The following is a 21,188-nucleotide window of genomic DNA, read 5'->3' on the forward strand; positions in this document are numbered from 1 at the left end:
AATCCCGCGGATGATCCGCATTCCGTCCTGCAAGGGGCGCGGCCTGCGCTGCGCCCCGAATTCCACAATTCAAGCGGCTGACTTGCCGCCGCCGGCAAGTGTCGCCGCCTGCCCTATCCAGTCGTCACGACCGATCCGGCCCTTGAAGCCGAGATAGTCGTCGGCCCATGCCACCTCTTCCGCCGTCCAGCCGGCGATCTGGCCAAAGGTCCAGATGCCGAGACCGTTCAGCACCTGCTCCAGCTTCGGACCGATGCCCGAAATGGCCTTGAGATCGTCATGCGTTTCCGGCCTTTCGATCGATGCAGGCTGCCTGAAATCCTCAGGCTGAAGCCCCACCGGGGCTTCATCAACGACAGCGGCCTCGACAACCACCGCATCGGTCGCCGCAGCAACCACCGGCTTCGCCTCGGCCTGCTCCAGCTTGCGCGCCAGGGTTTTCACCTCGGCGATCAGCGAGGCGGTCTCTGCCTCCGCCCGCTTGGCCGCCACACCGGCCGACTTGATATGCGTCGCGCCGGTAAAATCGCCGAAGTCAGGCGAAAACAGGCGCTGCGCGGCTTCGGATGCGCCTGACACGGCACCGATCCAGACACCAAGAGCGTGACTGGCGATACCGACACCGAGCGCCGAAGCAGCAGCGAAGCCCGCGGCGGGATGCACCATGAGGTTCGCCCCGCCGGCAAACTCCTTGGGCAGCATGGCCGCGAAGTCCCTGTTCATCTGCTCCAAACGTTCCATCTCAGGCACTGCACTTTCGGGAATGGGAAATGTCGACATTGGTAGCTCCTTGTCGCCTTCGCCGTTCGCCTCTGCCTCGTCGTTTCCTATTTCGGACCTTTGGCCCGCACTTTCTGACTTAAACCCTTATTCAGCCGCCACCAGCACCGGCTCGGCGCGGTGCGAATTGCGCGAGAACTCGTCGATGCGCCGTTCGATCTCCGGACGGAAATTGCGGATCAGGCCCTGGATCGGCCATGCGGCCGCATCGCCAAGCGCGCAGATCGTGTGGCCTTCCACCTGCTTGGTGACGTCGAGCAGCATGTCGATCTCGCGCTTGTGCGCCTCGCCCCGCACCAGGCGCTCCATGACGCGCCACATCCAGCCCGTGCCTTCGCGGCACGGCGTGCACTGGCCGCAGCTCTCGTGCTTGAAGAAGTAGCTGAGCCGCGCGATCGCCTTCACGATGTCGGTCGACTTGTCCATGACGATCACGGCAGCCGTGCCGAAGGACGACTTGCGCTCGCGCAGGCCGTCGAAATCCATCGGGCAGTCGATGATGTCCTCGGCCTTGACCAACGGGCACGACGCACCGCCGGGGATGACCGCCAGAAGATTGTCCCAGCCGCCGCGAATACCGCCGCCGTGCTTTTCGACCAGCTCGCGGAAGCTGATGCCCATGGCCTCTTCGACCGTGCAGGGCGTGTTGACGTGGCCGACAAGCATGAACAGCTTGGTGCCAACGTTGTTCGGGCGGCCGATGCCGGAGAACCAGGCAGCGCCACGGCGCAGGATGGTTGGCGCGACAGCGATCGACTCGACGTTGTTGACCGTCGTCGGGCAGCCATAGAGGCCGACATTGGCCGGAAACGGCGGCTTGAGACGCGGCTGGCCCTTCTTGCCTTCGAGGCTTTCGAGCAGCGCGGTTTCTTCGCCGCAGATATAGGCGCCGGCGCCGTGATGGACGTAGATTTCGAAGTCGTAGCCGTTCTTGTTGTTCTTGCCGATCAGCTTGGCGTCATAGGCTTCGTCGATGGCGCGCTGCAGCGCTTCGCGCTCGCGGATGAACTCGCCACGCACATAGATGTAGGCGGCAACGGCACCCATGGCGAAACCGGCGAGCAGGCAGCCTTCGACCAGCGTATGCGGGTCATGGCGCAGGATGTCGCGGTCCTTGCAGGTGCCCGGCTCGGATTCGTCGGCATTGATGACGAGATAGGACGGACGCCCGTCGGGGTTGCTCTTGGGCATGAACGACCACTTGAGACCCGTCGGGAAACCGGCGCCGCCGCGGCCGCGCAGTCCCGACGCCTTCATCTCGTTGATGATCCACTCACGGCCCTTCTCGATGATGCCGGCGGTGCCATCCCAATGGCCACGCGACATCGCGCCGGCCAGCGACTGGTCGAAGCGGCCGTAGATGTTGGTGAAGATGCGATCCTTGTCTTCAAGCATGTTCTTGCCCCTCAGACCGGCTTCTTGCCGAAGACGCGGATGTATTCGGCCACGCCACCCTTGGCGAGCGCCTTGGCCTGCTTGACCCAGTCGTCACGCTCGATGCGGCCCTTGAAATTCAGGTAACCGTCGACCCACTCGCGCTCGGCCTTCTTCCAGGACGCGACCTGGCCGAAGGTGAAGATGCCGAGCTCGTGCAGCGTGCCCTCGATCTTCGGACCGACGCCCGAGATCAGCTTGAGGTCGTCGACGGCAGCCGGCTTGGCGATGCCCGCCGGGCGGTTCTTGTCTTCGAGCGACGGCTTGGCCACCGCTGCGGCCTTGGGCGCTGCAACACTTGCGGCCTTCTCGGCTGCGGGTGCTGCCTTGACCTTTGACGGCGACTTCACGGCCGGGCTGGTCTCGATCGCGTCGGTCTTCGGCTTGGCCGCATTGGACGGCGGCACGACGGCCTCGACGGAAGCTGCCTTGGCAGCCTTGGAAGCGGCCTTGGCCTCCTTGTCGCGGGTCGTCTTGAGAACGCCTTTCTCTTCCTTGAGCGAGGTAAAACCGGTCAGCGGCGCGGAGAACACGCGGCCAGTCTGTGGACCGGTCTTGACCTGCTTGCCCTTGCCCGCCTCGAACTGGTCGATGATATCGGCCAGCCGTTCCGGCGTCAGGTCCTCGTAGGTGTCCTTGAAGATCATGACCATCGGCGCATTCACGCAGGCGCCAAGGCACTCGACCTCTTCCCACGACAGCGTACCCGCTTCGTTGGTGTGGAACTGGTCGTGATGGATCTTCGAGCGGCACACGTCCATCAGCTCTTCCGAGCCGCGCAGCATGCACGGCGTGGTGCCGCAAACCTGGATATGGGCGCGCGTGCCCACCGGCTTGAGCTGGAACTGGGTGTAGAACGTCGCGACTTCAAGCGCGCGGATGTAGGGCATGGCAAGCATGTCGGCGACATGCTCGATGGCGGCTTTCGTCACCCAGCCGTCTTGTTCCTGCGCCAGCATTAGCAGCGGGATGACGGCCGACTGTTCGCGGCCCTTGGGGTACTTCTTGATCCAGGTTTTCGCCTGCGCGGTCATCGCCTTGTTGAAGGCGAATGACGCTGGCTGGACGCTGGCTTCTGCGAGACGGCGGACTGACATTTAGCGGTCGACCTCACCAAACACGATGTCGAGGGAGCCGAGAACGGCTGAGATATCCGCAAGCATGTGACCGCGGCACAGAAAATCCATCGCCTGGAGATGGGCGAAACCTGGCGCGCGCAGCTTGCAGCGGTAGGGCTTGTTGGTGCCGTCGGAGACGAGGAAGACGCCGAATTCGCCCTTGGGCGCTTCGACGGCTGCGTAAACCTCGCCGGCCGGCACGCGGTAGCCTTCGGTGTAGAGCTTGAAGTGATGGATCAGCGATTCCATCGAACGCTTCATCGCCTGGCGCTTCGGTGGAACCACCTTGCCATCCATGTTCGACACAGGACCGGTGCTCTCCTTGCCAAGCAGCAGGTCGACGCACTGGCGCATGATGCTCGCCGACTGGCGCATTTCTTCCATGCGGATCAGGTAGCGGTCGTAGCAGTCGCCGTTCTTGCCGATCGGAATGTCGAATTCCATCTCGGAATAGCACTCGTAGGGCTGGCTCTTGCGCAGGTCCCAGGCAGCGCCCGAACCGCGCACCATCACGCCCGAAAAGCCCCAGGCCCAGGCGTCGTCAAGCGACACCACGCCGATGTCGACGTTGCGCTGCTTGAAGATGCGGTTGGGGGTGAGCAGGTCGTCGAGGTTCTTCACCGTCTGCAGGAACGGATCGATCCACTTGCCAATGTCTTCGACCAGCTTCTGCGGCAGGTCCTGGTGGACGCCGCCCGGGCGGAAATAGGCCGCGTGCATGCGCGCGCCGCAGGCACGCTCATAAAACACCATCAGCTTTTCGCGCTCTTCAAAACCCCATAGCGGCGGGGTCAGCGCGCCGACGTCCATCGCCTGCGTGGTGACATTGAGCAGGTGCGACAGGATGCGGCCGATTTCGGAGAACAGCACGCGGATGATCTGGCCGCGCTTCGGCACGTCGATGCCGAGCAGACGCTCGACAGCCAGCGAAAACGCATGTTCCTGGTTCATCGGCGCGACATAGTCGAGCCGGTCGAAATAGGGGATCGCCTGCAGGTAGGTCTTCTGCTCGATCAGCTTTTCAGTGCCGCGGTGCAGCAGACCGATATGCGGATCGACACGGTCGACGACTTCGCCATCGAGCTCGAGTACCAGGCGCAAAACGCCGTGCGCCGCCGGATGCTGCGGGCCGAAGTTGATGTTGAAATTGCGGACGGAGGTTTCAGCCATTTCGGCGCCTCAATTCGTCTTGGCTTTTTCGTCGCCCGGAAGCACGTAGTCGGTGCCTTCCCAGGGAGACAAAAAGTCGAAATTGCGGAATTCCTGCTTGAGCTCGACCGGCTCGTAGACGACGCGCTTCTGCTCGTCATCGTAGCGAACCTCGACGAAGCCGGTGAGCGGGAAGTCCTTGCGCAGCGGGTGGCCTTCGAAGCCGTAGTCGGTCAACAGACGACGCAGGTCCGGATGGCCGGAGAACAGGATGCCGTACATGTCGTAGGCTTCGCGCTCGAACCAGTCGGCGCCCGGATACACCGAGGTGACCGACGGCACCGGCGTGTCTTCGTCGGTACTGATCTTGACGCGGATGCGCAGGTTCTGGCGTGGCGACAGCAGGTGATAGACAACGTCGAAGCGCTTGCGGCGCTGCGGATAGTCGACACCGGCCGCATCGATGAACGATATGAACTGGCACTGCACGTCGCTGCGCAGGAAAGTCAGCACATCGACGATGTCGGCGGCCTTCACCGTCAGCGTCAGTTCGCCATAGGCGACGGCGCTTTCTTCGATGTCCGCATCGAGCTTTTCCGCAATGTAAGCGGCAAGGTCGTTCAGGGCTTCACTCATCTGGGATCACCGCTCGATCGTGCCGGTGCGGCGGATCTTCTTCTGGAGAAGAAGGATGCCGTAGAGAAGTGCTTCGGCGGTCGGAGGACAGCCGGGCACGTAGATGTCGACAGGCACGACGCGATCGCAGCCGCGCACCACCGAGTACGAATAGTGATAGTAGCCGCCGCCATTGGCGCACGAGCCCATCGAGATGACGTAGCGCGGCTCCGGCATCTGGTCATAGACCTTGCGCAAAGCGGGCGCCATCTTGTTGGTCAGCGTGCCGGCGACGATCATCACGTCCGACTGGCGCGGCGAAGCGCGCGGCGCGATGCCGAAGCGCTCGGCGTCATAGCGCGGCATCGAGATGTGCATCATCTCGACGGCGCAGCAGGCCAGACCGAAGGTCATCCACATCAGCGAACCGGTGCGCGCCCAGGTGATCAGCGCTTCGGACGAGGTGACGAGGAACCCCTTGTCGGAAAGCTCGCTGTTGAGGTCGCCGAAGAAGGCGTCGTCAGAACCGATGAGCTTACCGGTGTTCGGATCGATGATGCCTTTCGGCTTCGGTGCGACCAGGGTGCCGGAGGCGTCGTTCAATCCCATTCCAGCGCTCCCTTTTTCCACTCATAGATAAAGCCGATGGTCAGCACGCCCAGGAAGATCATCATCGACCAGAAGCCGAGCATTCCGATCTCGCCAAAGGACACTGCCCAGGGGAACAGGAACGCCACTTCGAGGTCGAAGATGATGAACAGGATGGAGACCAGATAGAAGCGGATGTCGAACTTCATGCGGGCGTCGTCAAACGAGTTGAAGCCGCACTCGTAGGCTGAAAGCTTTTCCGGATCCGGATTGCGGTAGGCGACAAGGAAAGGCGCCACGATAAGCGCAATGCCGACGATAAGCGCCACACCGATAAAAATGACGATGGGCAGATACGAACTCAGGAGAGCGTTCATGCTGCGAATTCCGTTGGTGGCCTATCCACCCAGATTTACAGCACGGGGTCCGTTTCCGGAAGCGCGACAGATTCTCGCCGAGCCGGACGAAACGGTCGTGCTGCAATGCGGCGACGGTTAGCGCAGCCGGTCGGTCGAAGCAAGTCCAACCTTGGCCAAAACGTGGCAAAGCCCACTGCTGGACCAAAATCCTGCGCGTGTGGCTCGTGTTTGATTTCCTTCGTCTTTTACTCAAGTTTACGCTCCTGACAAGACCGGAACCGCGCTTCTGCTAGCATTTGCAGCAAAGACCGATTCTCGTGCCCTTGCGTCACCCCTCCGGAGACTGCGATAGCTTGCCGCAATGAAGGAAAAACTCTCGCTCGCCACCGCCCGCCGCGTCGCATTGGCGGCCCAGGGATTTGCCGACCCGCGGCCTGCGGGCGCTATAACGCGACGTCACTTGCAGCGTGTGCTCGGCCGCATCGGCCTGCTGCAGATCGACTCGGTCAGCGCGGTCGTGCGCGCCCACTACATGCCGCTCTATTCGCGACTCGGCCCCTACCCCATGGCGCTGCTCGACGATGCCATGCAGTCGAAGAAGCGGATGCTTTTCGAGTACTGGGCGCACGAGGCCTCGCTGTTGCCGCTGGAGACCTTTCCGCTGATGCGCTGGCGCATGGCACGAGCCGAGGACGGGATGTATGGCGGGCTTGCCAAGTTCGGCCGTGCGAACAGACCCTATATAGAAGAGATATTCCGCCAGGTTGTCGACCGTGGCCCGATCGCCGCTTCCGACATCGAGGGCGCCAAGGGCTCCGGTGGCTGGTGGGGCTGGAGCCAGGAGAAGCACGCCTTCGAATGGCTGTTCTGGGCTGGCCGCATCACCACCCATTCGCGCCGCGGCTTCGAGCGTCTTTATGATCTGCCCGAACGCGTGCTCCCGGCCGACATTTACGCCCGCCCTGCCCTGCAAGCCGAGGATGCGCATCGCGATCTGTTGCGAATCTCCGCCCGCGCCCATGGCGTGGCCACCGGCAATTGCCTGCGCGACTATTTCCGCCTGTCTCCGGCCGACATGAAGGGCCGGCTCGAAGAGCTGGTCGAGATGGGCGAACTGATTCCCGTGCGCGTCGAGGGCTGGGACCGGCCGGCCTATCTTCATGCCGAGGCCCGCATCCCGCGCAAGATCCACGCACGCGCCCTGCTCGCGCCCTTCGACCCGCTTGTATTCGAGCGCACCCGCGCCGAGCAGCTGTTCGACTTCCGCTACCGCATCGAGATCTACACCCCGGCGGAGAAGCGCCAGTACGGCTATTACGTCCTGCCGTTCCTGCTCGGCGAGCGTATCGTCGCCCGCATCGACCTGAAAGCCGACCGGCCCGCGGGTGTTTTGCGTGTCCACGCCGCCTATTCCGAGCCCTGCGCCCCGCCCGACACTGCAGCCGAACTTTATGAAGAGTTGAAGCAGATGCGCGACTGGCTTGGCCTCGAACGCATCGAGGTCACACCCGCCGGCGACCTCGGGCCGGCGCTGAGCGACATTGCGGGTCGCTCCATCACGTTGACTCCACCCCTCGCGAAAGCCTAAATCGCCCACAGACGGTCCTTCGCCCGCAACGGCGGAGGCTAAGAGGGAATGCGGTGCGCGCCGTTGGCGTCAAATCCGCGGCTGTCCCCGCAACTGTAAGCGACGAGCTTAGGCCGAAGACCACTGGGAAGTCCTCCCGGGAAGGCGGCACGAAGGCGACGACTCGCGAGCCAGGAGACCTGCCGTCTGCAACATTGATCCGATCGCCTGGCGGGTGTCCCAGGCAAGGAGCCTGGTATTTTGGAACTCGACGACAATCTCTCTGTCGAAATTTTGGACGCATCCAGCGATAGCGCCGACGCGCGCCTCGCCGCGGAGGTGACAATTCTCGTCTGCTCGTCCTGCCGCGACGAGACCGGATCGGACGCCCCCCCCCGCGCAGGCGCCAAACTCGCCGAATCTGCGCGTCTCGCCGCGGCCAGCGAAGGCATCACTGTCCGCAGCGTCGAATGCCTCGGCAACTGCAAGCGCCGCCTGAGCGCTGCGATCCTGCGCGACGGCTCGTGGAGCTACGTCTTCGGCGATCTCAATATTGCCTCCGGCGACGATCTCGTCACCGGCGCGAAGCTTTTCGCCACCTCGACCGACGGCCTGATCCCCTGGCGTGGCCGTCCCGACAGTCTCAAGCGCGGCCTCGTCGCGCGCATCCCACCACTTGCTCTCATCAAGGAAGACAAATGACCGCCTCCGTCGAACGCGTTCCCTGCACCGTCGTCACCGGGTTTCTCGGCGCCGGCAAGACCACCTTGCTGCGCAACATCCTCGAAAACTCCAAGGGCAAGCGCCTCGCCATCATCGTCAACGAGTTCGGCGATGTCGGCATTGACGGCGAGATCCTCAAGGGCTGTGGCGTCGAAGCCTGTCCCGAAGAAAACATCGTCGAATTGGCCAATGGCTGCATCTGCTGCACCGTTGCCGACGACTTCGTGCCGGCCCTGGACAAGATCCTGTCGCTCACGCCGAAGGTCGACCACATCCTGATCGAAACCTCGGGCCTGGCGCTGCCCAAGCCGCTGGTTCAGGCCTTCCAGTGGCCGAGCGTGAAAAGCCGCGTCACCGTCGACGGCGTCATTGCGGTGGTCGATGGTCCAGCGCTGGCCGCAGGCAAGGTCGCGTCCGACATGCAAGCGCTCGCCGCCCAGCGGCTGGCCGATGATTCGCTCGACCATGACGATCCGGTCGAAGAGGTGTTCGAGGATCAGGTCGCCTGTGCCGACCTCATCATCCTGTCCAAGAGCGACCTGCTCGACGAAGCCGGTCACGCCCGCGCCACCGCCATCGTGCGAGAGCACCTGGCACGCGCGGTCAAGATCGTGCCGTCGGCGCACGGCAAGGTCGACCCGTCGGTGCTGCTCGGCCTCGGCCTCGCCGTCGAGGACGACATCGAAAACCGCAAGACCCACCACGACGGCGCTTTCGACCACGAGCACGACGATTTCGACACCTTCGTCATCGAGATCCCCTCGATCACGAGCCCTGACGAACTGGCCAAGCGCGTCGCCACCGCCGCCGAGGAAGAAAACGTGCTGCGCGTGAAGGGTTTCGTCGACGTCGGCGGCAAGCCGATGCGCCTGCTCGTCCAGGCCGTCGGCCCGCGCGTCAACCACTATTACGACCGCGCCTGGACGCCCCAGGACGACCGCCGCTCGCGCCTCGTCGTCATCGGCCTCAAGGGCCTCGACCGCCCGGCCATCGAGCGCATCCTGGTCGGCTGAACCGGACACCGGGATGCACATCCTCACCACCACATCCGCCTCGCTCGACGACCTGATCGAGCCGGTCGACCTCGGGCAGAAGCCTGCGGATGTGGTGGCGCTGTCCTTCACCGACAGCGACCTCGCCGGCCTCGCCAATGCCTGGAAGGCCGATGCTGCCAACCTGCCCTCGATGCGGCTCGCCAACCTGCGCGACCTCCGGCACCCGATGTCGGTCGATCTTTGGATCGACAGGGTCGCCGCCCACGCCAGGGTCATCCTCGTCCGCATCCTCGGCGGCCACGATTGGTGGCGCTATGGCTGCGATCGGCTCGCGTCGCTGGCTCGCGAAAAAGGCATCGCGCTGGCGCTGTTGCCGGGCGAAAGCCACGATGAGGATTTGCGGCTGATCGAAGCCTCGACGCTGCCGCGCGCCGAACTCGATGCGCTGCTCGGCTATTTCCGCGAGGGCGGCCCCGAGAATATGAAGGCGCTGGTGGCGCGGCTGGCCGGACTGGCGGGGGCCAAAAGCACAACCGTCGCGCCTGTTACTGTGCCGAAGGCGGGATTCTATGACCCGGCACGGGGCGTGATGACAGCCCCCTTCTCCCCGTTCACGGGGAGAAGGTCCCGGCAGGGGGATGAGGGGCAGGAGCCCACTCTTGATCCCCTCGCGCAGCCTCTCGAACGCCCCTTCGGGGCACCTTCTCCCCGTGAACGGGGAGAAGGAAGTGTCATCCCCATCCTCTTCTACCGGTCGATGCTGCTCGCTGCCGATGTCGCCCCCATCGACGCGCTGGTCGAGGCACTGCGCGCACAAGGCCTCCACCCTGCCCCGATCTTCGTCTCAAGCCTGAAAGACAAGGACTCCCTCGCCTTCGTCGAGACGGCGCTGGCACAACTAGACCCCGCTGCTATCGTAACGGCGACCGCCTTTGCCGCCGGCGCCGAACCGGGCACCGAAACCTTGTTCGACCGCGCCGGCGTGCCGGTGTTCCAGGTCATCGTCGCCACCACCCGCCGCGAAGCATGGGAAGGCAGCCCGCGTGGCCTGGCGCCCGCCGACCTTGCCATGCATGTGGTGATGCCTGAGCTCGACGGTCGCATCCTCGCCGGCGCCATTTCCTTCAAGGCGGAGAGCGACGTCGACCCGGCCCTCGGCTTCCGAGCCTTCGCCAACCGGCCCGAGCCCGACCGCGTCGAGCAGGTCGCCCGCCGCATCGCCGCCCATCTCAGGCTGCGCGAGACGCCGCCCGAAAAGCGCAAGCTGGTGATCCTGCTCCCCGACTACCCCAGTGCCCCCGGCCGCACCGGTTATGCCGTCGGCCTCGACGTGCCATCAAGCGTGCTCGCCATGCTTCACGACCTGAAGGACGCTGGCTACGAGGTTGAATCGATTCCCGAATCGCCACGTGAATTGCTCGAGCTGATCGAGACAGGCGGGCATGGGCTGGCGCTTGAGGACTACGTGGCGATGGCTGCGGACTTGCCGGGGGAAGCCAGGGATGCGGTCGAGGCTGCCTGGGGTGGACCTGCGGAAGAAGCTGAATTCAGTAGTCGGCGCTCGACGTTGCCCCCCTCTGTCCTGCCGGACATCTCCCCCACAAGGGGGGAGATCATGCCTTCATTGCTGACTTCGCCTTTCGCCGACGTTGCAGGAAGTGCGACGTCGCCGAAGCTGCCAATCTCCCCCCTTGTGGGGGAGATGTCCGGCAGGACAGAGGGGGGCAACGTCGAGCACGAGTCTTCATCTCCTGCAGGCACCTTCCCTTTCCGCGCCGCAACCTTCGGCAACATCACCGTCGCCCTTGCCCCCGATCGCGGCCGCTCGGCCGATCGCCGCGCCGACTATCACGACCCGACGCTGCCGCCGCGCCACACGCTGCTTGCGTTCGGGCTTTGGCTGCAGAAATCCCTCGGCATCCACGCCATCGTCCATGTCGGCGCCCATGGCACGCTCGAATGGCTGCCCGGCAAGGCGGTGGCACTGAGTTCGACCTGCTTCCCGGAGATCGTCACCGGCTCGCTGCCGGTGGTCTATCCCTTCATCGTCTCCAATCCAGGCGAGGCCGCCCAGGCCAAGCGTCGCATCGCAGCGATCACGCTTGGCCACCTGCCGCCGCCGCTCGCTGCTGCCGGCCTGGACGAGCACCAGCAGAAGCTCGAGCGCCTGGTTGACGAATATGCCCAGGCCGACGGCCTCGACCGCCGCCGCCGCGACCGCCTGGCCAAGCTGATCGTCGAGACGGCTGCCCAGACCGGCCTGGCGAGCGAAGCCGGCGTTGCCAACACCGACGCCCCCGATGAAGCGCTGCGCCGCATCGACGCCTGGCTCTGCGACCTCAAGGATTTCGCCATCAAGGACGGCCTGCATGTCTATGGCCGCATCGAAGCCGATGAGCCTGACGCAGCCCGCCGCGCCAGCGCCATCAGCGAGCGGAAAAACCTGATCGCCGCGCTCGACGGCCGTCACGTCAAGGCCGGCCCTTCGGGCGCGCCGGCGCGTGGCCGCACCGATGTCCTGCCTACCGGGCGCAACCTGTTCACCTCAGATCCGCGCACCATGCCGACGCCGACGGCCTTCGACCTAGGCAAGGCAGCCAGCGACGAGATCATGCGCAGCTACCTGCAAGGCCACGGCGAATGGCCGCGCGCGCTGGTCATCGACCTTTGGGGAAGTGCTTCGCTGCGCACCGGCGGCGAGGAGATCGCCCAAGGGCTTGCGCTGATGGGCTGCCGGCCGCAATGGGACGCCGCCACCGGCCGCGTCACCGGCATCGAGGTGCTGCCGCCGGCGGCGCTCGGCCGCCCGCGTGTCGATGTCACCTGGCGCATATCGGGCCTGTTTCGCGACATGTTCCCGACCCAGATCGCGCTGATCGACGCCGCCGCACGCGCCGTCGCCACCCGCGACGAGGACGATTCGGAGAACCCGCTCGCCGCCAGCACCCGCGCCTCGGGCAAGGTCGAGCCGCGCATCTTCGGCTCGTCGCCGGGTACCTATGGCGCGGGCCTTGAAGACCTTCTTTCCAGCGGCGACTGGCAGGCGCGCGAGGAACTCGGCCGCGCTTATCTTGACGCCGCCTCGCACGCCTATGGCGGCAGCGATGGCGAAGGAATTTCCGCGCCCGGCGCCTTTGCCGATCGCATCGCCGACGCCGACCTTCTGGTCCACACCGGCGACGATCCCGGCCGCGACATCCTCGAGGGCTCCGCCGACGTCGCCTTCATCGGCGGCTTCACCGCAGCACTCGCGGCACTGGGCAGGAATGCCGACGTCATCGTGCTCGACACGTCGGACCCGCATAAGCCACGTCCACGCTCGGTCACCGAAGCCGTCGGCCGCGTCGTCCGGGCGCGCGCCACCAACGCCCGCTTCATCGCCGGCCAGATGCGCCATGGTCCGCGCGGCGCCTCGGAATTCGCCGAAACCGTCGACCGGCTGATCGGCTTCGCCGAGACCACCAACGCCATTCCGGGTGCGCTCATCGAGGCCGTGCACGATGCCTATGTCGGCAATGACGACGTGCGCGCCTTCATGCTGCGCGAAAACCCGGCGGCAGCGAAATTCATCGCCGAACGCTTCGCGACCGCCCGCCGGCGCGGCCTCTGGCATCCCTTGCGCAACTCCATCGACGACGACCTCGCCGCCCTCATCGCCGAGGCACAGGCGCGCGAGGTTGCGGCATGACCGGCTTCTCCCGCCGCGGCGCCTGCCCGGCACTGTCGGCACCGATGCAGACGGGCGACGGCATGCTCGTGCGGCTCAACCCGGTTGCTGGAGAAATCACGCCCAAAACCTTGATCGGACTCTGCGAATCCGCAGCTGGACATGGCAACGGCATCGTCGAGGTCACCGCGCGCGGCAGCATCCAGATCAGGGGCCTGACAGCGGAAAGCGCTTGCTTGCTGGCCGGGGAAGTCGACGCGCTCGGTATCGCAGTGCGAACTGGCGTACCCGTCGACACGAGCCCGCTCGCCGGCATCGACCCGACTGAGATTGCCGACCCTGCACCGCTCGCCGCAGCCATCCGCGCCGGCATCGAAGTTGCCGGCCTCGCATCGCGGCTTGGGCCGAAGGTCTCGGTCGTCGTCGATGGTCGCGGGCGGATCGGGCTGGGTTCGATCATGGGCGATATCAGGCTGGTGGCGTTCAGTGTCTCGCGCTGGCGTTTGTCGGTTGGTGGCGACGAGTCGGCGGCAAGGTTTGTCGGCGAGTTCGAGACGGATGAGGCGTGTGCAGCGACGCTGGGCATTGTTCACGCTGTCGCCGCGCTGGGTCGCGGCGGCCGAGGTCGCGATCTTGATCTGGAGGCAGTGTCCGCCGCTATCGAAGGGTCAGAGAGGTCGCGATCCTTCGCACCCCCCTCTGTCCTGCCGGACATCTCCCCCCCAAGGGGGGAGATTGGCAGCTTGGCCATCTCCGCTTGTCTCGCGACATTAGCGATGGGCGAAGGCACCGATGAAGTCGTGATCTCCCCCCTTGCGGGGGAGATGTCCGGCAGGACAGAGGGGGGTGCGAAGGATCGCGATTTGCCCGCAGCGTCTTTCACTGCCCCTGCCCAAGCACCTGACTCATATTCTGAACCAACCGCGCCAACCGATTCATCGCCCATCGGAATCCTCCCCCTCACAGGCTCCCGAATCGCTCTCGGCATAGCCCTTCCCTTCGGCAGCATCGACGCCTCAACGCTCATCCAGTTCTGCCACGACGCAGCAACCGCCGGTGCCACCGGCATTCGCCCGGCTCCCGGCCGAACCCTTCTCGTCATGGGGCTCGACCCCGCCTCCGCCGACACCCTGGCCGCCAACGCCAAGTCCCTCGGTCTCGTCACCTCGCCTGCCGATCCTCGCATCCGCATCGCGGCCTGCCCCGGCGCGCCGGCTTGCGCTTCGGGCATGATCGCCGCGCGGGACGTCGCCACCGACATTGCGACAGGCCTCGGCGAAAGCCTCGACCCGACGCTGACGCTCCACGTCTCCGGCTGCGCCAAGGGCTGCGCCCATCCCGGCCCGGCGACGCTGACCATCGTCGGTGACGAAAAAGGCGCGGCATTTGTCGTCGGCGGAACGGCGACGGGCCTTCCGGCCGCCTACACCGCAGGATATGAAGCCGCGCGCGGCATGGGCCGCCTCACGAAATTGCTCGCCCAGGAGCGCAAGCCGGACGAGAATGCCGCCGCTTGCCTCGCAAGGTTGGGCGCAAAGCGTCTCGCGCAAGCTCTGGCACAGGAATGAACATGGCCGCCTACGACTACATCCATGATGGCACGGCCATCTACGAGCGCTCCTTCGCCATCATCCGCTCGGAGGCCGACCTCACGCGCTTCTCCGAGGCCGAAGCCGACGTCGCCGTGCGCATGATCCATGCCTGCGGCCTCGTCGAAGCGGCCGAACACTTCGTCTTCTCCGAAGGATTCGTCTCTGCCGCGCGCGGTGCGCTGCAGGCCGGCGCGCCGATCTTCTGTGACGCCGAGATGGTCGCGCGCGGCGTCACCCGCGCCCGCCTGCCAGCCGACAACGAAGTGATCTGTACGTTGCGCGACCCGCGCACGTCGGAAATCGCCAAGAAAATCGGCAACACCCGCTCGGCGGCCGCGATCGACCTGTGGGTGGATAGGTTGGCCGGCTCGGTCGTCGCCATCGGCAATGCGCCGACCGCCCTGTTTTACCTGCTCGAAAAGCTGCGCGACGGCGCGCCCAAGCCTGCGGCCATCATCGGCATGCCGGTCGGCTTCGTCGGCGCTGCCGAATCCAAGGACGCGCTGGCCGAGAATTCCTATGGCGTGCCCTATGCCATCGTGCGCGGCCGCCTCGGCGGCAGCGCCATGACGGCGGCCGCCCTCAATTCGCTGGCGAGGCCGGGCGTATGAGCACTGCTGCAGCACAGGGCCGCCTCATCGGCGTCGGCACTGGCCCGGGCGACCCCGAGCTGCTGACCGTCAAGGCGGTGCGCGCGCTGGCCGAGGCCGACGTGATCGCGCATTTCTCCAAGCGTGGCGCCAACGGCAACGCCCGCACCATCACAGACGCGCATTTCCGCGACGGCGTGATCGAGCTGCCGCTCGTCTATCCGGTCACGATAGAGATCGACAAGGATCACGACGACTACCGTTCGGCCATCACAGGCTTCTACGAAGAGTCGGCGCAAGCGGTGGCCGCCCATCTCGACCAGGGCCGCACCGTCGCCATCCTGTCTGAAGGCGACCCGCTGTTCTACGGCTCCTACATGCACCTGCATGTGCGCCTGTCGCATCTCTACCCGACCGAGGTCATCCCCGGCGTCACAGCCATGTCCGGCTGCTGGTCGCAGACGGGCGTACCGATCGTCCAGGGCGACGACGTGCTGTCGGTGCTGCCCGGCACCATGAGCGAGTTCGAGCTCACGCGCCGCCTCGCCGACACCGACGCCGCCGTCATCATGAAGGTCGGGCGCAACCTGCCGAAAATCCGCAAGGCGCTTGAAGTGACCGGCAAGCTCGGCCGCGCCATCTATGTCGAGCGCGGCACCATGCCGACGACACAGCATATGCGGCTCGTCGACAAGGCAGACGACAAGGCGCCCTATTTCGCCATCGTGCTGGTGCCCGGCTGGGCCGGCAAGCCGGGAGCCGACAAGTGAGCGGCCGCCTCGTCGTCATCGGCCTTGGCCCCGGCAATCCGGACCAGATCACGCCGGAAGCAAGCCGTGCAGTCGCCGAGGCGAGCCACTTCTACGGCTACAAGCCCTATCTCGACCGGCTGGAACTGCGCCCCGACCAGACCCGCGTCGCCTCCGACAACCGCGAGGAAATCTCGCGCTCCAACGCGGCACTCGAAATGGCGGCAAGCGGCCACAATGTTGCCGTCGTCTCCGGCGGCGATCCCGGCGTCTTCGCCATGGCCGCAGCCGTCTGCGAGGCCATCGAGGCCGGCCCCAGGGAATGGCGCGACATCGATCTCGCGGTCGTGCCCGGCGTCACTGCCATGCTGGCCGTCGCCGCCCGCACCGGCGCCCCGCTTGGCCACGACTTCTGCGCCATCAACCTGTCGGACAATCTCAAGCCCTGGGATCTGGTCGAGCGCCGTCTCGTCGCCGTCGCCCAGGCAGGCTTCGTCATCTCGCTCTACAATCCGATCAGCAAGGCCCGCCCCTGGCAACTCGGTAGCGCGCTTGAGACGCTGCGCGCCCATTTGCCCGCATCGACGCCCGTCATCTTCGGCCGCGCCGCCGGCCGGCCCGATGAGCGCATCGAGATATTCACGCTCGCCGAGGCCGACGCGCAAAAGGCGGACATGGCCACCTGTGTCGTCATCGGCTCGCCGGAAACGCGCCTGATCGAGCGCGACGGCAAGCGCCCGCTGGTCTACACGCCGCGCTTTTCAGCCGGAGCGGCGAAATGATCGACCATCTCGGCAAGGGCAGCGACGCTTGGAGCCGACGGCACGTCGGGAAGCTGCGGCCGGCGCAACAGGATCACCTCGATGCCGAGCTCCCGCGCCGCCGCGATCTTGCCGTAGGTCGCCTGCCCGCCGCTGTTCTTGGCGACGATGACTTCGATTCTCTCCGCCTCGAGCAGCGCCCGCTCGTCCGCTTCGGCGAACGGGCCGCGCGCCAGAATGTAGGTGGCGTCCGGCACGCCGAGCGGCGGGGCGATCGGGTCGACGCTGCGGATGACGTAGGCATGCTGGAGTGCTGCCTCGAACGCCGCCACCTCCTGCCGGCCGAGTGCCAGGAACACACGGCGCGGCTTGTCGCCCAGCGCGGCGACGGCCTCTTCGCTATCGTCAACCAGCGTCCAGCAATCGCCTTCGACCGGCTCCCAGCCGGGTCGGCGCAAGGCGAAGATCGCCACGCCGGCAATCCGCGCCGCCTCCGCGGCATTGGCCGAGATGCGTGCGGCGTAAGGATGCGTGGCGTCGATCAGAAGATCGCTCTTGTGCTCGACCAGCCAGTCGGCCAGCCCCTGCGCGCCGCCAAAGCCGCCTGTCCGCACCGGCACAGGCTGCTCGACCGGGTTTTCGGTCCGGCCGGCCAGCGACAGCGTGATATCGAGATCGCCGCGCGTGGCCAGCCTAGCCGCAAGTTGGCGCGCTTCGGTGGTGCCGCCCAGGATCAAAACCGTCTTCATGATCATCCGCGTTCGAAGGAAACTGCCCCTCACCCTTACCCTCTCCCCGTAAGAACGGGGAGAGGGGTTCGTCAACGTAGCCGCTTGTCCTTGTCTCTAGTCGGAAACGCCGTCGTGAATTTCGCGCCTATCGCCGGGAGTTCCCTGACGCTTGTCGGGAGGTTCCTTTCTCCTGTGTGGAAGAAGGAAGCACCGGCGACGACGCTTCTCCCTTCTCCCCGCCTGCGGGGAGAAGGTGCCGGCAGGCGGATGAGGGGCAGCGCGAGATGACAAAATCATCCAATCCAGAGCAAAATTGGCTGACAGTCGTCGGCATCGGTGAGGATGGCATCGCCGGTCTCGGCGACGAGGCCAAGCGCGTGATTTCAACCGCAAGCCACGTCTTCGGTGGCAAGCGTCATCTGGCGCTGGCCGCCGAATTGATCCGTGGCGAAGCCCGCCCTTGGCCGACCCCCTTCGACAGCGAGATGCGCGACGTGGTCGCCTTGCGCGGCAAAAATGTCTGCGTGCTGGCTTCGGGCGACCCGTTCCTGCACGGCGTCGGCGTCACCCTCGCCCGTGTCGTGCCATCATCCGAAATGCGCGTCCTGCCTGCTCCTTCCGCCTTTTCGCTGGCAGCATCCCGGCTCGGCTGGGCGCTGCAGGACGTCGAGACGATCTCGCTGCACGGCCACGCCATCGACATGATCCGCCCGCTGCTGCAGCCGGGCGCCCGCATCATCGCGCTCACCTCCGACGGCGAAGCGCCCGCAGCCATCGCAAGGCTGGTTGCCGCCAGCGGTTTTGGTGCCTCGCGCCTGACCGTGCTCGAAGCGCTCGGCGGCGAGAACGAGCAGATCAAGCGTGCCCAGGCTGACGGCTTCAACCTCGAAAACATCAATCCGCTCAACGTCCTGGCACTCGAGATTGAATCAAGCCCTCAGGCCCGCATCCTGCCTCTGGCCTCCGGTTTAGCCGACGAGCTCTTCGAGCATGACGGCCAGATCACCAAGCGCGAGATCCGCGCCGTTACGCTGTCGACCCTCGCGCCCCGTCGCGGTGAGCTGCTGTGGGACATCGGCGCAGGTTCCGGCTCGATCTCCATCGAATGGATGCTTTGCCACCCTTCGCTGCGCGCCATCGCTATCGAGCACAATGCCGACCGCGCCGAGCGCATCGAACGCAATGCCAGCGCCTGCGGCGTGCCGGGCCTCACGATTGTCAGGGGCGCAGCGCCTGAAGCACTTGCCGGCCTGCCTGTGCCAGACGTCATCTTCATCGGCGGCGGCGGTTCGGAAACCGGCGTCTTCGACGCGGCCATCGCAGCGCTACGATCTGGCGGTCGCCTCGTCGCCAACGCCGTCACGCTCGAAATGGAAACGCTGCTGCTGTCGCGCCATGCCGCGCATGGCGGCGAACTGCTGCGCCTTCAAGTTTCCCGCGCCGCCCCAGTTGGCTCGATGACCGGCTGGCGGCCGGCAATGCCGGTCACGCGGTGGAGCTGGGTCAAGCCATGATGATCGCAGGCATTGGCTGCCGCAAAGGCGCAGCGCACGAAGACATTCTGTCCGCAATCGAAACCGCGCTCGAGGCGCATGGCCTCGCGGTCACCGCACTTTCAGCGCTCGCAACCGCAAACCTGAAGCGCGACGAGCCAGGCATCGTCGCAGCCGCCCGCCGCCTCGACCTGCCGCTGCTCGTCGTCGACGACACGGCGCTGGCCGCTGTTGCATCCCGTACACTGAGCCACTCGCGGGCCTCGCAGGAAGCCGCCAACACGCCCTCGGTGTCCGAGGCGTCAGCGCTCGCCGCCGCCGGCACCGACGCCGCCCTGCTCGGTCCGCGCACTGTCGTCGGCCCCGCCACCTGCGCCATCGCCACCTCTGGAGCCACAGCTTGACCGTTCATTTCATCGGCGCCGGCCCGGGCGCGGCAGACCTCATCACCGTGCGCGGCAGCCGCCTGCTCGGCTCCTGCCCGGTCTGCCTCTATGCCGGCTCCATCGTCTCGCCGGAGCTTTTGACCTACTGCCCGGCGGATGCGCGACTGGTCGACACGGCACCGATGTCGCTCGACGAGATCGAGGCGGAATATGTCGCCGCCAATGCAGCTGGCTACGACGTCGCGCGCCTGCATTCGGGCGATCTCTCGGTGTGGAGCGCGGTTGCCGAGCAGATGCGCCGGCTGGACAAGCACGGCATCCCCTACACGCTGACCCCCGGGGTGCCATCCTTTGCAGCAGCCGCAGCAGCATTGAAGCGCGAACTGACGATTCCCGAGGTCGCTCAGAGCCTGGTGCTGACCCGCACCTCCGGCCGTGCCTCGAAGATGCCGCCGGGCGAAACGCTGGCAGCCTTTGGCCGCACCGGCGCCACGCTTGCCGTCCACCTGTCGATCCACGCCATCGATCAGGTCGTCACCGAACTGACACCGCATTACGGTCCGGATTGCCCCGTGGCGGTGGTCTTCCGCGCCTCCTGGCCGGACGAGCGCATAGTCAGGGCCACGCTGTCGACTATTGCCACTGAATTGGCCAAGGATCCGATCGAGCGCACCGCCATCATCTTTGTCGGGCAGTCGCTGGCGGCAGAGGATTTCCGCGAAAGCTCGCTCTACGACGCCTATTATCAGCGCCGCTTCAGGGGCCGCGACGGGTTATGAGAGGCGGCGAAGGGCGCATGCCCCATCAGCTCTCCGTCGCGGTTGAAGACCAGAATCTCGACCGCCAAGTCGGGGTTATCGAACACATCTGCCGCCGTGCGCCAGGCCGCAGCGGCAACCGCGTCGCCAATGGCGATGCCGGCCTTGTTGGCCTCGATGAAGGCCTCGGCCACCGTGTTGGCGCCCTTGATGCGGCCCTCGAGTTCGGTATCCGCCCCGGCCTCGACAGCAACCGCGGCCAATCCGTCGAGGTCGGCCGAACCGCGGCTCGAATGCAGGTCGAGCAACCCTTGCGCCAGCTTGGTCATCTTGGCGACGCCGCCTGCGATCGTTACCTTCGCCACCGGATGGGCGCGGATGTATTTCAGCATGCCGCCGACGAAGTCGCCCATGTCGATCAGCTGCACCTCGTGCAAACCGTGGAATTTCTGGACCGCCAGTTCGGAAGCGTTGCCGGTGGAGCCTGCGACATGGTCGAAGCCCATGGCGCGCGCCACGTCGACACCGCGATGGATGGAGTGGATCCAGGCCGAGCAGGAATAGGGAATGACGATGCCCGTCGTCCCCAGGATCGAGATGCCGCCCAAAATGCCGAGGCGCGGGTTGAGCGTCTTGAGTGCCATCTCCTCGCCGCCGGCGACGGAAATCTCGACCTCTACATCGGCGCCCTCGCCCAGCACCTCGGCCACGACGCCGGCGATCATCTTGCGCGGCACCGGGTTGATCGAGGCTTCACCCGGCGGGATCGGCAGGCCCGGCCGAGTCACCGTTCCGACACCCTTGCCCGCCTTGTAAACAAGACCGCTGCCGGCAGCGCCCGGCCGCACCGTGCTCATCACCAGCGCGCCATGCGTGACGTCAGGGTCGTCGCCGGCGTCCTTGACGATGCCGGCCATCGCCCAGCCGTCGCCGCGTTCGTTTCTCGCCAGCACAAAGGCCACGTTCTGCCCACCTGGCAGCACTATCTCCACCGGATCGGGAAACTGCCCCGCCTTCAATGCCACGCACGCCGCCTTGGTGGCGGCGGTGGCGCAGGCACCCGTGGTCCAGCCGCGCTTGAGCGGACGATCTTCTTCATTCATGACGCGATCTATAGGCTGGCCAGCCCGGCG

The 21,188-nt window shown here is 65.7% G+C and carries 20 protein-coding genes and 1 riboswitch; of the genes, 11 read left to right on the forward strand and 9 right to left on the reverse strand.

Going from position 1 to position 21,188, the window contains the following annotated elements; genetic code table 11:
* Positions 1 to 69 precede the first annotated feature (69 nt).
* From J1C56_RS11000 to J1C56_RS11030, 7 genes are all read right to left on the reverse strand, one after another.
* Entirely contained in the window at positions 70 to 780 is a 711-nt protein-coding gene (locus tag J1C56_RS11000; protein ID WP_246591310.1) for an NADH-ubiquinone dehydrogenase, read from the reverse strand.
* 87 nt (positions 781 to 867) lie between these two features.
* Positions 868 to 2,175 (reverse strand): NADH-quinone oxidoreductase subunit NuoF, encoded by a 1,308-nt coding sequence (gene nuoF, locus J1C56_RS11005; RefSeq protein WP_214388946.1) that lies wholly within the window; start codon positions 2,173 to 2,175, stop codon positions 868 to 870.
* An 11-nt stretch (positions 2,176 to 2,186) separates the two neighbouring features.
* Positions 2,187 to 3,311 (reverse strand): NADH-quinone oxidoreductase subunit E, encoded by a 1,125-nt coding sequence (locus tag J1C56_RS11010; protein ID WP_214388948.1) that lies wholly within the window; start codon positions 3,309 to 3,311, stop codon positions 2,187 to 2,189.
* Positions 3,312 to 4,502, reverse strand: coding sequence for an NADH-quinone oxidoreductase subunit D (locus J1C56_RS11015; RefSeq protein WP_214388950.1), 1,191 nt, complete (start codon positions 4,500 to 4,502; stop codon positions 3,312 to 3,314).
* Positions 4,503 to 4,511: 9 nt separating this feature from the next.
* Positions 4,512 to 5,117, reverse strand: coding sequence for an NADH-quinone oxidoreductase subunit C (locus tag J1C56_RS11020; RefSeq protein ID WP_214388952.1), 606 nt, complete (start codon positions 5,115 to 5,117; stop codon positions 4,512 to 4,514).
* A gap of 6 nt (positions 5,118 to 5,123) precedes the next feature.
* A complete protein-coding gene (locus J1C56_RS11025; protein ID WP_192567869.1) occupies positions 5,124 to 5,705 on the reverse strand; it encodes a NuoB/complex I 20 kDa subunit family protein in 582 nt (193 codons plus the stop codon).
* Complete coding sequence (locus J1C56_RS11030) at positions 5,696 to 6,061, reverse strand: NADH-quinone oxidoreductase subunit A (protein WP_214388954.1); 366 nt, start codon at positions 6,059 to 6,061, stop codon at positions 5,696 to 5,698. Before J1C56_RS11030 ends, J1C56_RS11025 begins: the two co-directional genes overlap by 10 nt.
* 343 nt (positions 6,062 to 6,404) lie before the next feature.
* On the opposite strand from J1C56_RS11030, the gene J1C56_RS11035 reads away from it, so the two are divergent.
* From J1C56_RS11035 to J1C56_RS11070, 8 genes are all read left to right on the forward strand, one after another.
* Complete coding sequence (locus J1C56_RS11035) at positions 6,405 to 7,631, forward strand: winged helix-turn-helix domain-containing protein (protein ID WP_214388956.1); 1,227 nt, start codon at positions 6,405 to 6,407, stop codon at positions 7,629 to 7,631.
* A riboswitch (cobalamin riboswitch) is annotated at positions 7,627 to 7,832 on the forward strand. It overlaps the preceding gene by 5 nt.
* Before the next feature lie 39 nt (positions 7,833 to 7,871).
* Positions 7,872 to 8,312, forward strand: a complete 441-nt coding sequence (locus J1C56_RS11040; protein WP_214388958.1) for a DUF1636 family protein — start codon at positions 7,872 to 7,874, stop codon at positions 8,310 to 8,312.
* Positions 8,309 to 9,346, forward strand: a complete 1,038-nt coding sequence (gene cobW, locus J1C56_RS11045; RefSeq protein ID WP_214388960.1) for a cobalamin biosynthesis protein CobW — start codon at positions 8,309 to 8,311, stop codon at positions 9,344 to 9,346. The genes J1C56_RS11040 and cobW overlap by 4 nt, the downstream gene beginning before the upstream one ends.
* Before the next feature lie 13 nt (positions 9,347 to 9,359).
* Entirely contained in the window at positions 9,360 to 13,016 is a 3,657-nt protein-coding gene (locus J1C56_RS11050; RefSeq protein ID WP_214388962.1) for a cobaltochelatase subunit CobN, read from the forward strand.
* Entirely contained in the window at positions 13,013 to 14,563 is a 1,551-nt protein-coding gene (gene cobG / locus J1C56_RS11055) for a precorrin-3B synthase (protein WP_214388964.1), read from the forward strand. Before J1C56_RS11050 ends, cobG begins: the two co-directional genes overlap by 4 nt.
* A gap of 2 nt (positions 14,564 to 14,565) precedes the next feature.
* The gene (locus J1C56_RS11060; RefSeq protein ID WP_214388966.1) at positions 14,566 to 15,198 is read left to right on the forward strand and encodes a precorrin-8X methylmutase; all 633 of its coding nucleotides are present in this window, start codon (positions 14,566 to 14,568) and stop codon (positions 15,196 to 15,198) included.
* Entirely contained in the window at positions 15,195 to 15,947 is a 753-nt protein-coding gene (locus J1C56_RS11065; RefSeq protein WP_214388968.1) for a precorrin-2 C(20)-methyltransferase, read from the forward strand. Before J1C56_RS11060 ends, J1C56_RS11065 begins: the two co-directional genes overlap by 4 nt.
* Complete coding sequence (locus J1C56_RS11070; RefSeq protein ID WP_214388970.1) at positions 15,944 to 16,708, forward strand: precorrin-3B C(17)-methyltransferase; 765 nt, start codon at positions 15,944 to 15,946, stop codon at positions 16,706 to 16,708. The genes J1C56_RS11065 and J1C56_RS11070 overlap by 4 nt, the downstream gene beginning before the upstream one ends.
* Here J1C56_RS11070 and J1C56_RS11075 read toward each other — a convergent pair.
* The gene (locus J1C56_RS11075) at positions 16,672 to 17,436 is read right to left on the reverse strand and encodes a cobalt-precorrin-6A reductase (RefSeq protein WP_420797381.1); all 765 of its coding nucleotides are present in this window, start codon (positions 17,434 to 17,436) and stop codon (positions 16,672 to 16,674) included. The two genes, J1C56_RS11070 and J1C56_RS11075, sit on opposite strands and share 37 nt — an antisense overlap.
* Before the next feature lie 266 nt (positions 17,437 to 17,702).
* On the opposite strand from J1C56_RS11075, the gene cbiE reads away from it, so the two are divergent.
* Genes cbiE through cobM form a run of 3 tightly spaced genes read left to right on the forward strand, consistent with a single transcriptional unit; the run spans position 17,703 to position 20,076 of the window.
* Positions 17,703 to 18,932 carry a precorrin-6y C5,15-methyltransferase (decarboxylating) subunit CbiE gene (cbiE, locus tag J1C56_RS11080; RefSeq protein ID WP_214388974.1) on the forward strand — a complete coding sequence of 410 codons (1,230 nt, stop codon included), beginning with the start codon at positions 17,703 to 17,705 and terminating at the stop codon, positions 18,930 to 18,932.
* Complete coding sequence (locus tag J1C56_RS11085; protein ID WP_214388976.1) at positions 18,929 to 19,315, forward strand: cobalamin biosynthesis protein; 387 nt, start codon at positions 18,929 to 18,931, stop codon at positions 19,313 to 19,315. Before cbiE ends, J1C56_RS11085 begins: the two co-directional genes overlap by 4 nt.
* Positions 19,312 to 20,076 (forward strand): precorrin-4 C(11)-methyltransferase, encoded by a 765-nt coding sequence (gene cobM / locus J1C56_RS11090; RefSeq protein ID WP_214388978.1) that lies wholly within the window; start codon positions 19,312 to 19,314, stop codon positions 20,074 to 20,076. The genes J1C56_RS11085 and cobM overlap by 4 nt, the downstream gene beginning before the upstream one ends.
* On the opposite strand, the gene J1C56_RS11095 is transcribed toward cobM, so the two are convergent.
* The gene (locus J1C56_RS11095) at positions 20,043 to 21,158 is read right to left on the reverse strand and encodes a cobalt-precorrin-5B (C(1))-methyltransferase (RefSeq protein WP_246591311.1); all 1,116 of its coding nucleotides are present in this window, start codon (positions 21,156 to 21,158) and stop codon (positions 20,043 to 20,045) included. The two genes, cobM and J1C56_RS11095, sit on opposite strands and share 34 nt — an antisense overlap.
* Positions 21,159 to 21,188: the final 30 nt, after the last annotated feature.

The sequence above is a fragment of the Aminobacter anthyllidis genome (genome assembly GCF_018555685.1).
In the GTDB taxonomy this organism is placed as follows: Bacteria; Pseudomonadota; Alphaproteobacteria; order Rhizobiales; family Rhizobiaceae; genus Aminobacter; species Aminobacter anthyllidis.

Bases quoted from the DNA above. Each gene is read 5' to 3' on its own strand.
- cobG (WP_214388964.1), top strand. From the start codon at position 13,013: ATGACCGGCTTCTCCCGCCGCGGCGCCTGCCCGGCACTGTCGGCACCG.
- J1C56_RS11050 (WP_214388962.1), top strand. From the start codon at position 9,360: ATGCACATCCTCACCACCACATCCGCCTCGCTCGACGACCTGATCGAG.
- J1C56_RS11010 (WP_214388948.1), bottom strand. From the start codon at position 3,311: ATGTCAGTCCGCCGTCTCGCAGAAGCCAGCGTCCAGCCAGCGTCATTC.
- J1C56_RS11065 (WP_214388968.1), top strand. From the start codon at position 15,195: ATGAGCACTGCTGCAGCACAGGGCCGCCTCATCGGCGTCGGCACTGGC.
- J1C56_RS11015 (WP_214388950.1), bottom strand. From the start codon at position 4,502: ATGGCTGAAACCTCCGTCCGCAATTTCAACATCAACTTCGGCCCGCAG.
- J1C56_RS11020 (WP_214388952.1), bottom strand. From the start codon at position 5,117: ATGAGTGAAGCCCTGAACGACCTTGCCGCTTACATTGCGGAAAAGCTC.
- J1C56_RS11025 (WP_192567869.1), bottom strand. From the start codon at position 5,705: ATGGGATTGAACGACGCCTCCGGCACCCTGGTCGCACCGAAGCCGAAA.
- J1C56_RS11060 (WP_214388966.1), top strand. From the start codon at position 14,566: ATGGCCGCCTACGACTACATCCATGATGGCACGGCCATCTACGAGCGC.
- cbiE (WP_214388974.1), top strand. From the start codon at position 17,703: ATGACAAAATCATCCAATCCAGAGCAAAATTGGCTGACAGTCGTCGGC.
- cobW (WP_214388960.1), top strand. From the start codon at position 8,309: ATGACCGCCTCCGTCGAACGCGTTCCCTGCACCGTCGTCACCGGGTTT.
- J1C56_RS11000 (WP_246591310.1), bottom strand. From the start codon at position 780: ATGTCGACATTTCCCATTCCCGAAAGTGCAGTGCCTGAGATGGAACGT.
- J1C56_RS11035 (WP_214388956.1), top strand. From the start codon at position 6,405: ATGAAGGAAAAACTCTCGCTCGCCACCGCCCGCCGCGTCGCATTGGCG.
- J1C56_RS11075 (WP_420797381.1), bottom strand. From the start codon at position 17,436: ATGAAGACGGTTTTGATCCTGGGCGGCACCACCGAAGCGCGCCAACTT.
- J1C56_RS11030 (WP_214388954.1), bottom strand. From the start codon at position 6,061: ATGAACGCTCTCCTGAGTTCGTATCTGCCCATCGTCATTTTTATCGGT.
- J1C56_RS11095 (WP_246591311.1), bottom strand. From the start codon at position 21,158: ATGAATGAAGAAGATCGTCCGCTCAAGCGCGGCTGGACCACGGGTGCC.
- J1C56_RS11085 (WP_214388976.1), top strand. From the start codon at position 18,929: ATGATGATCGCAGGCATTGGCTGCCGCAAAGGCGCAGCGCACGAAGAC.
- nuoF (WP_214388946.1), bottom strand. From the start codon at position 2,175: ATGCTTGAAGACAAGGATCGCATCTTCACCAACATCTACGGCCGCTTC.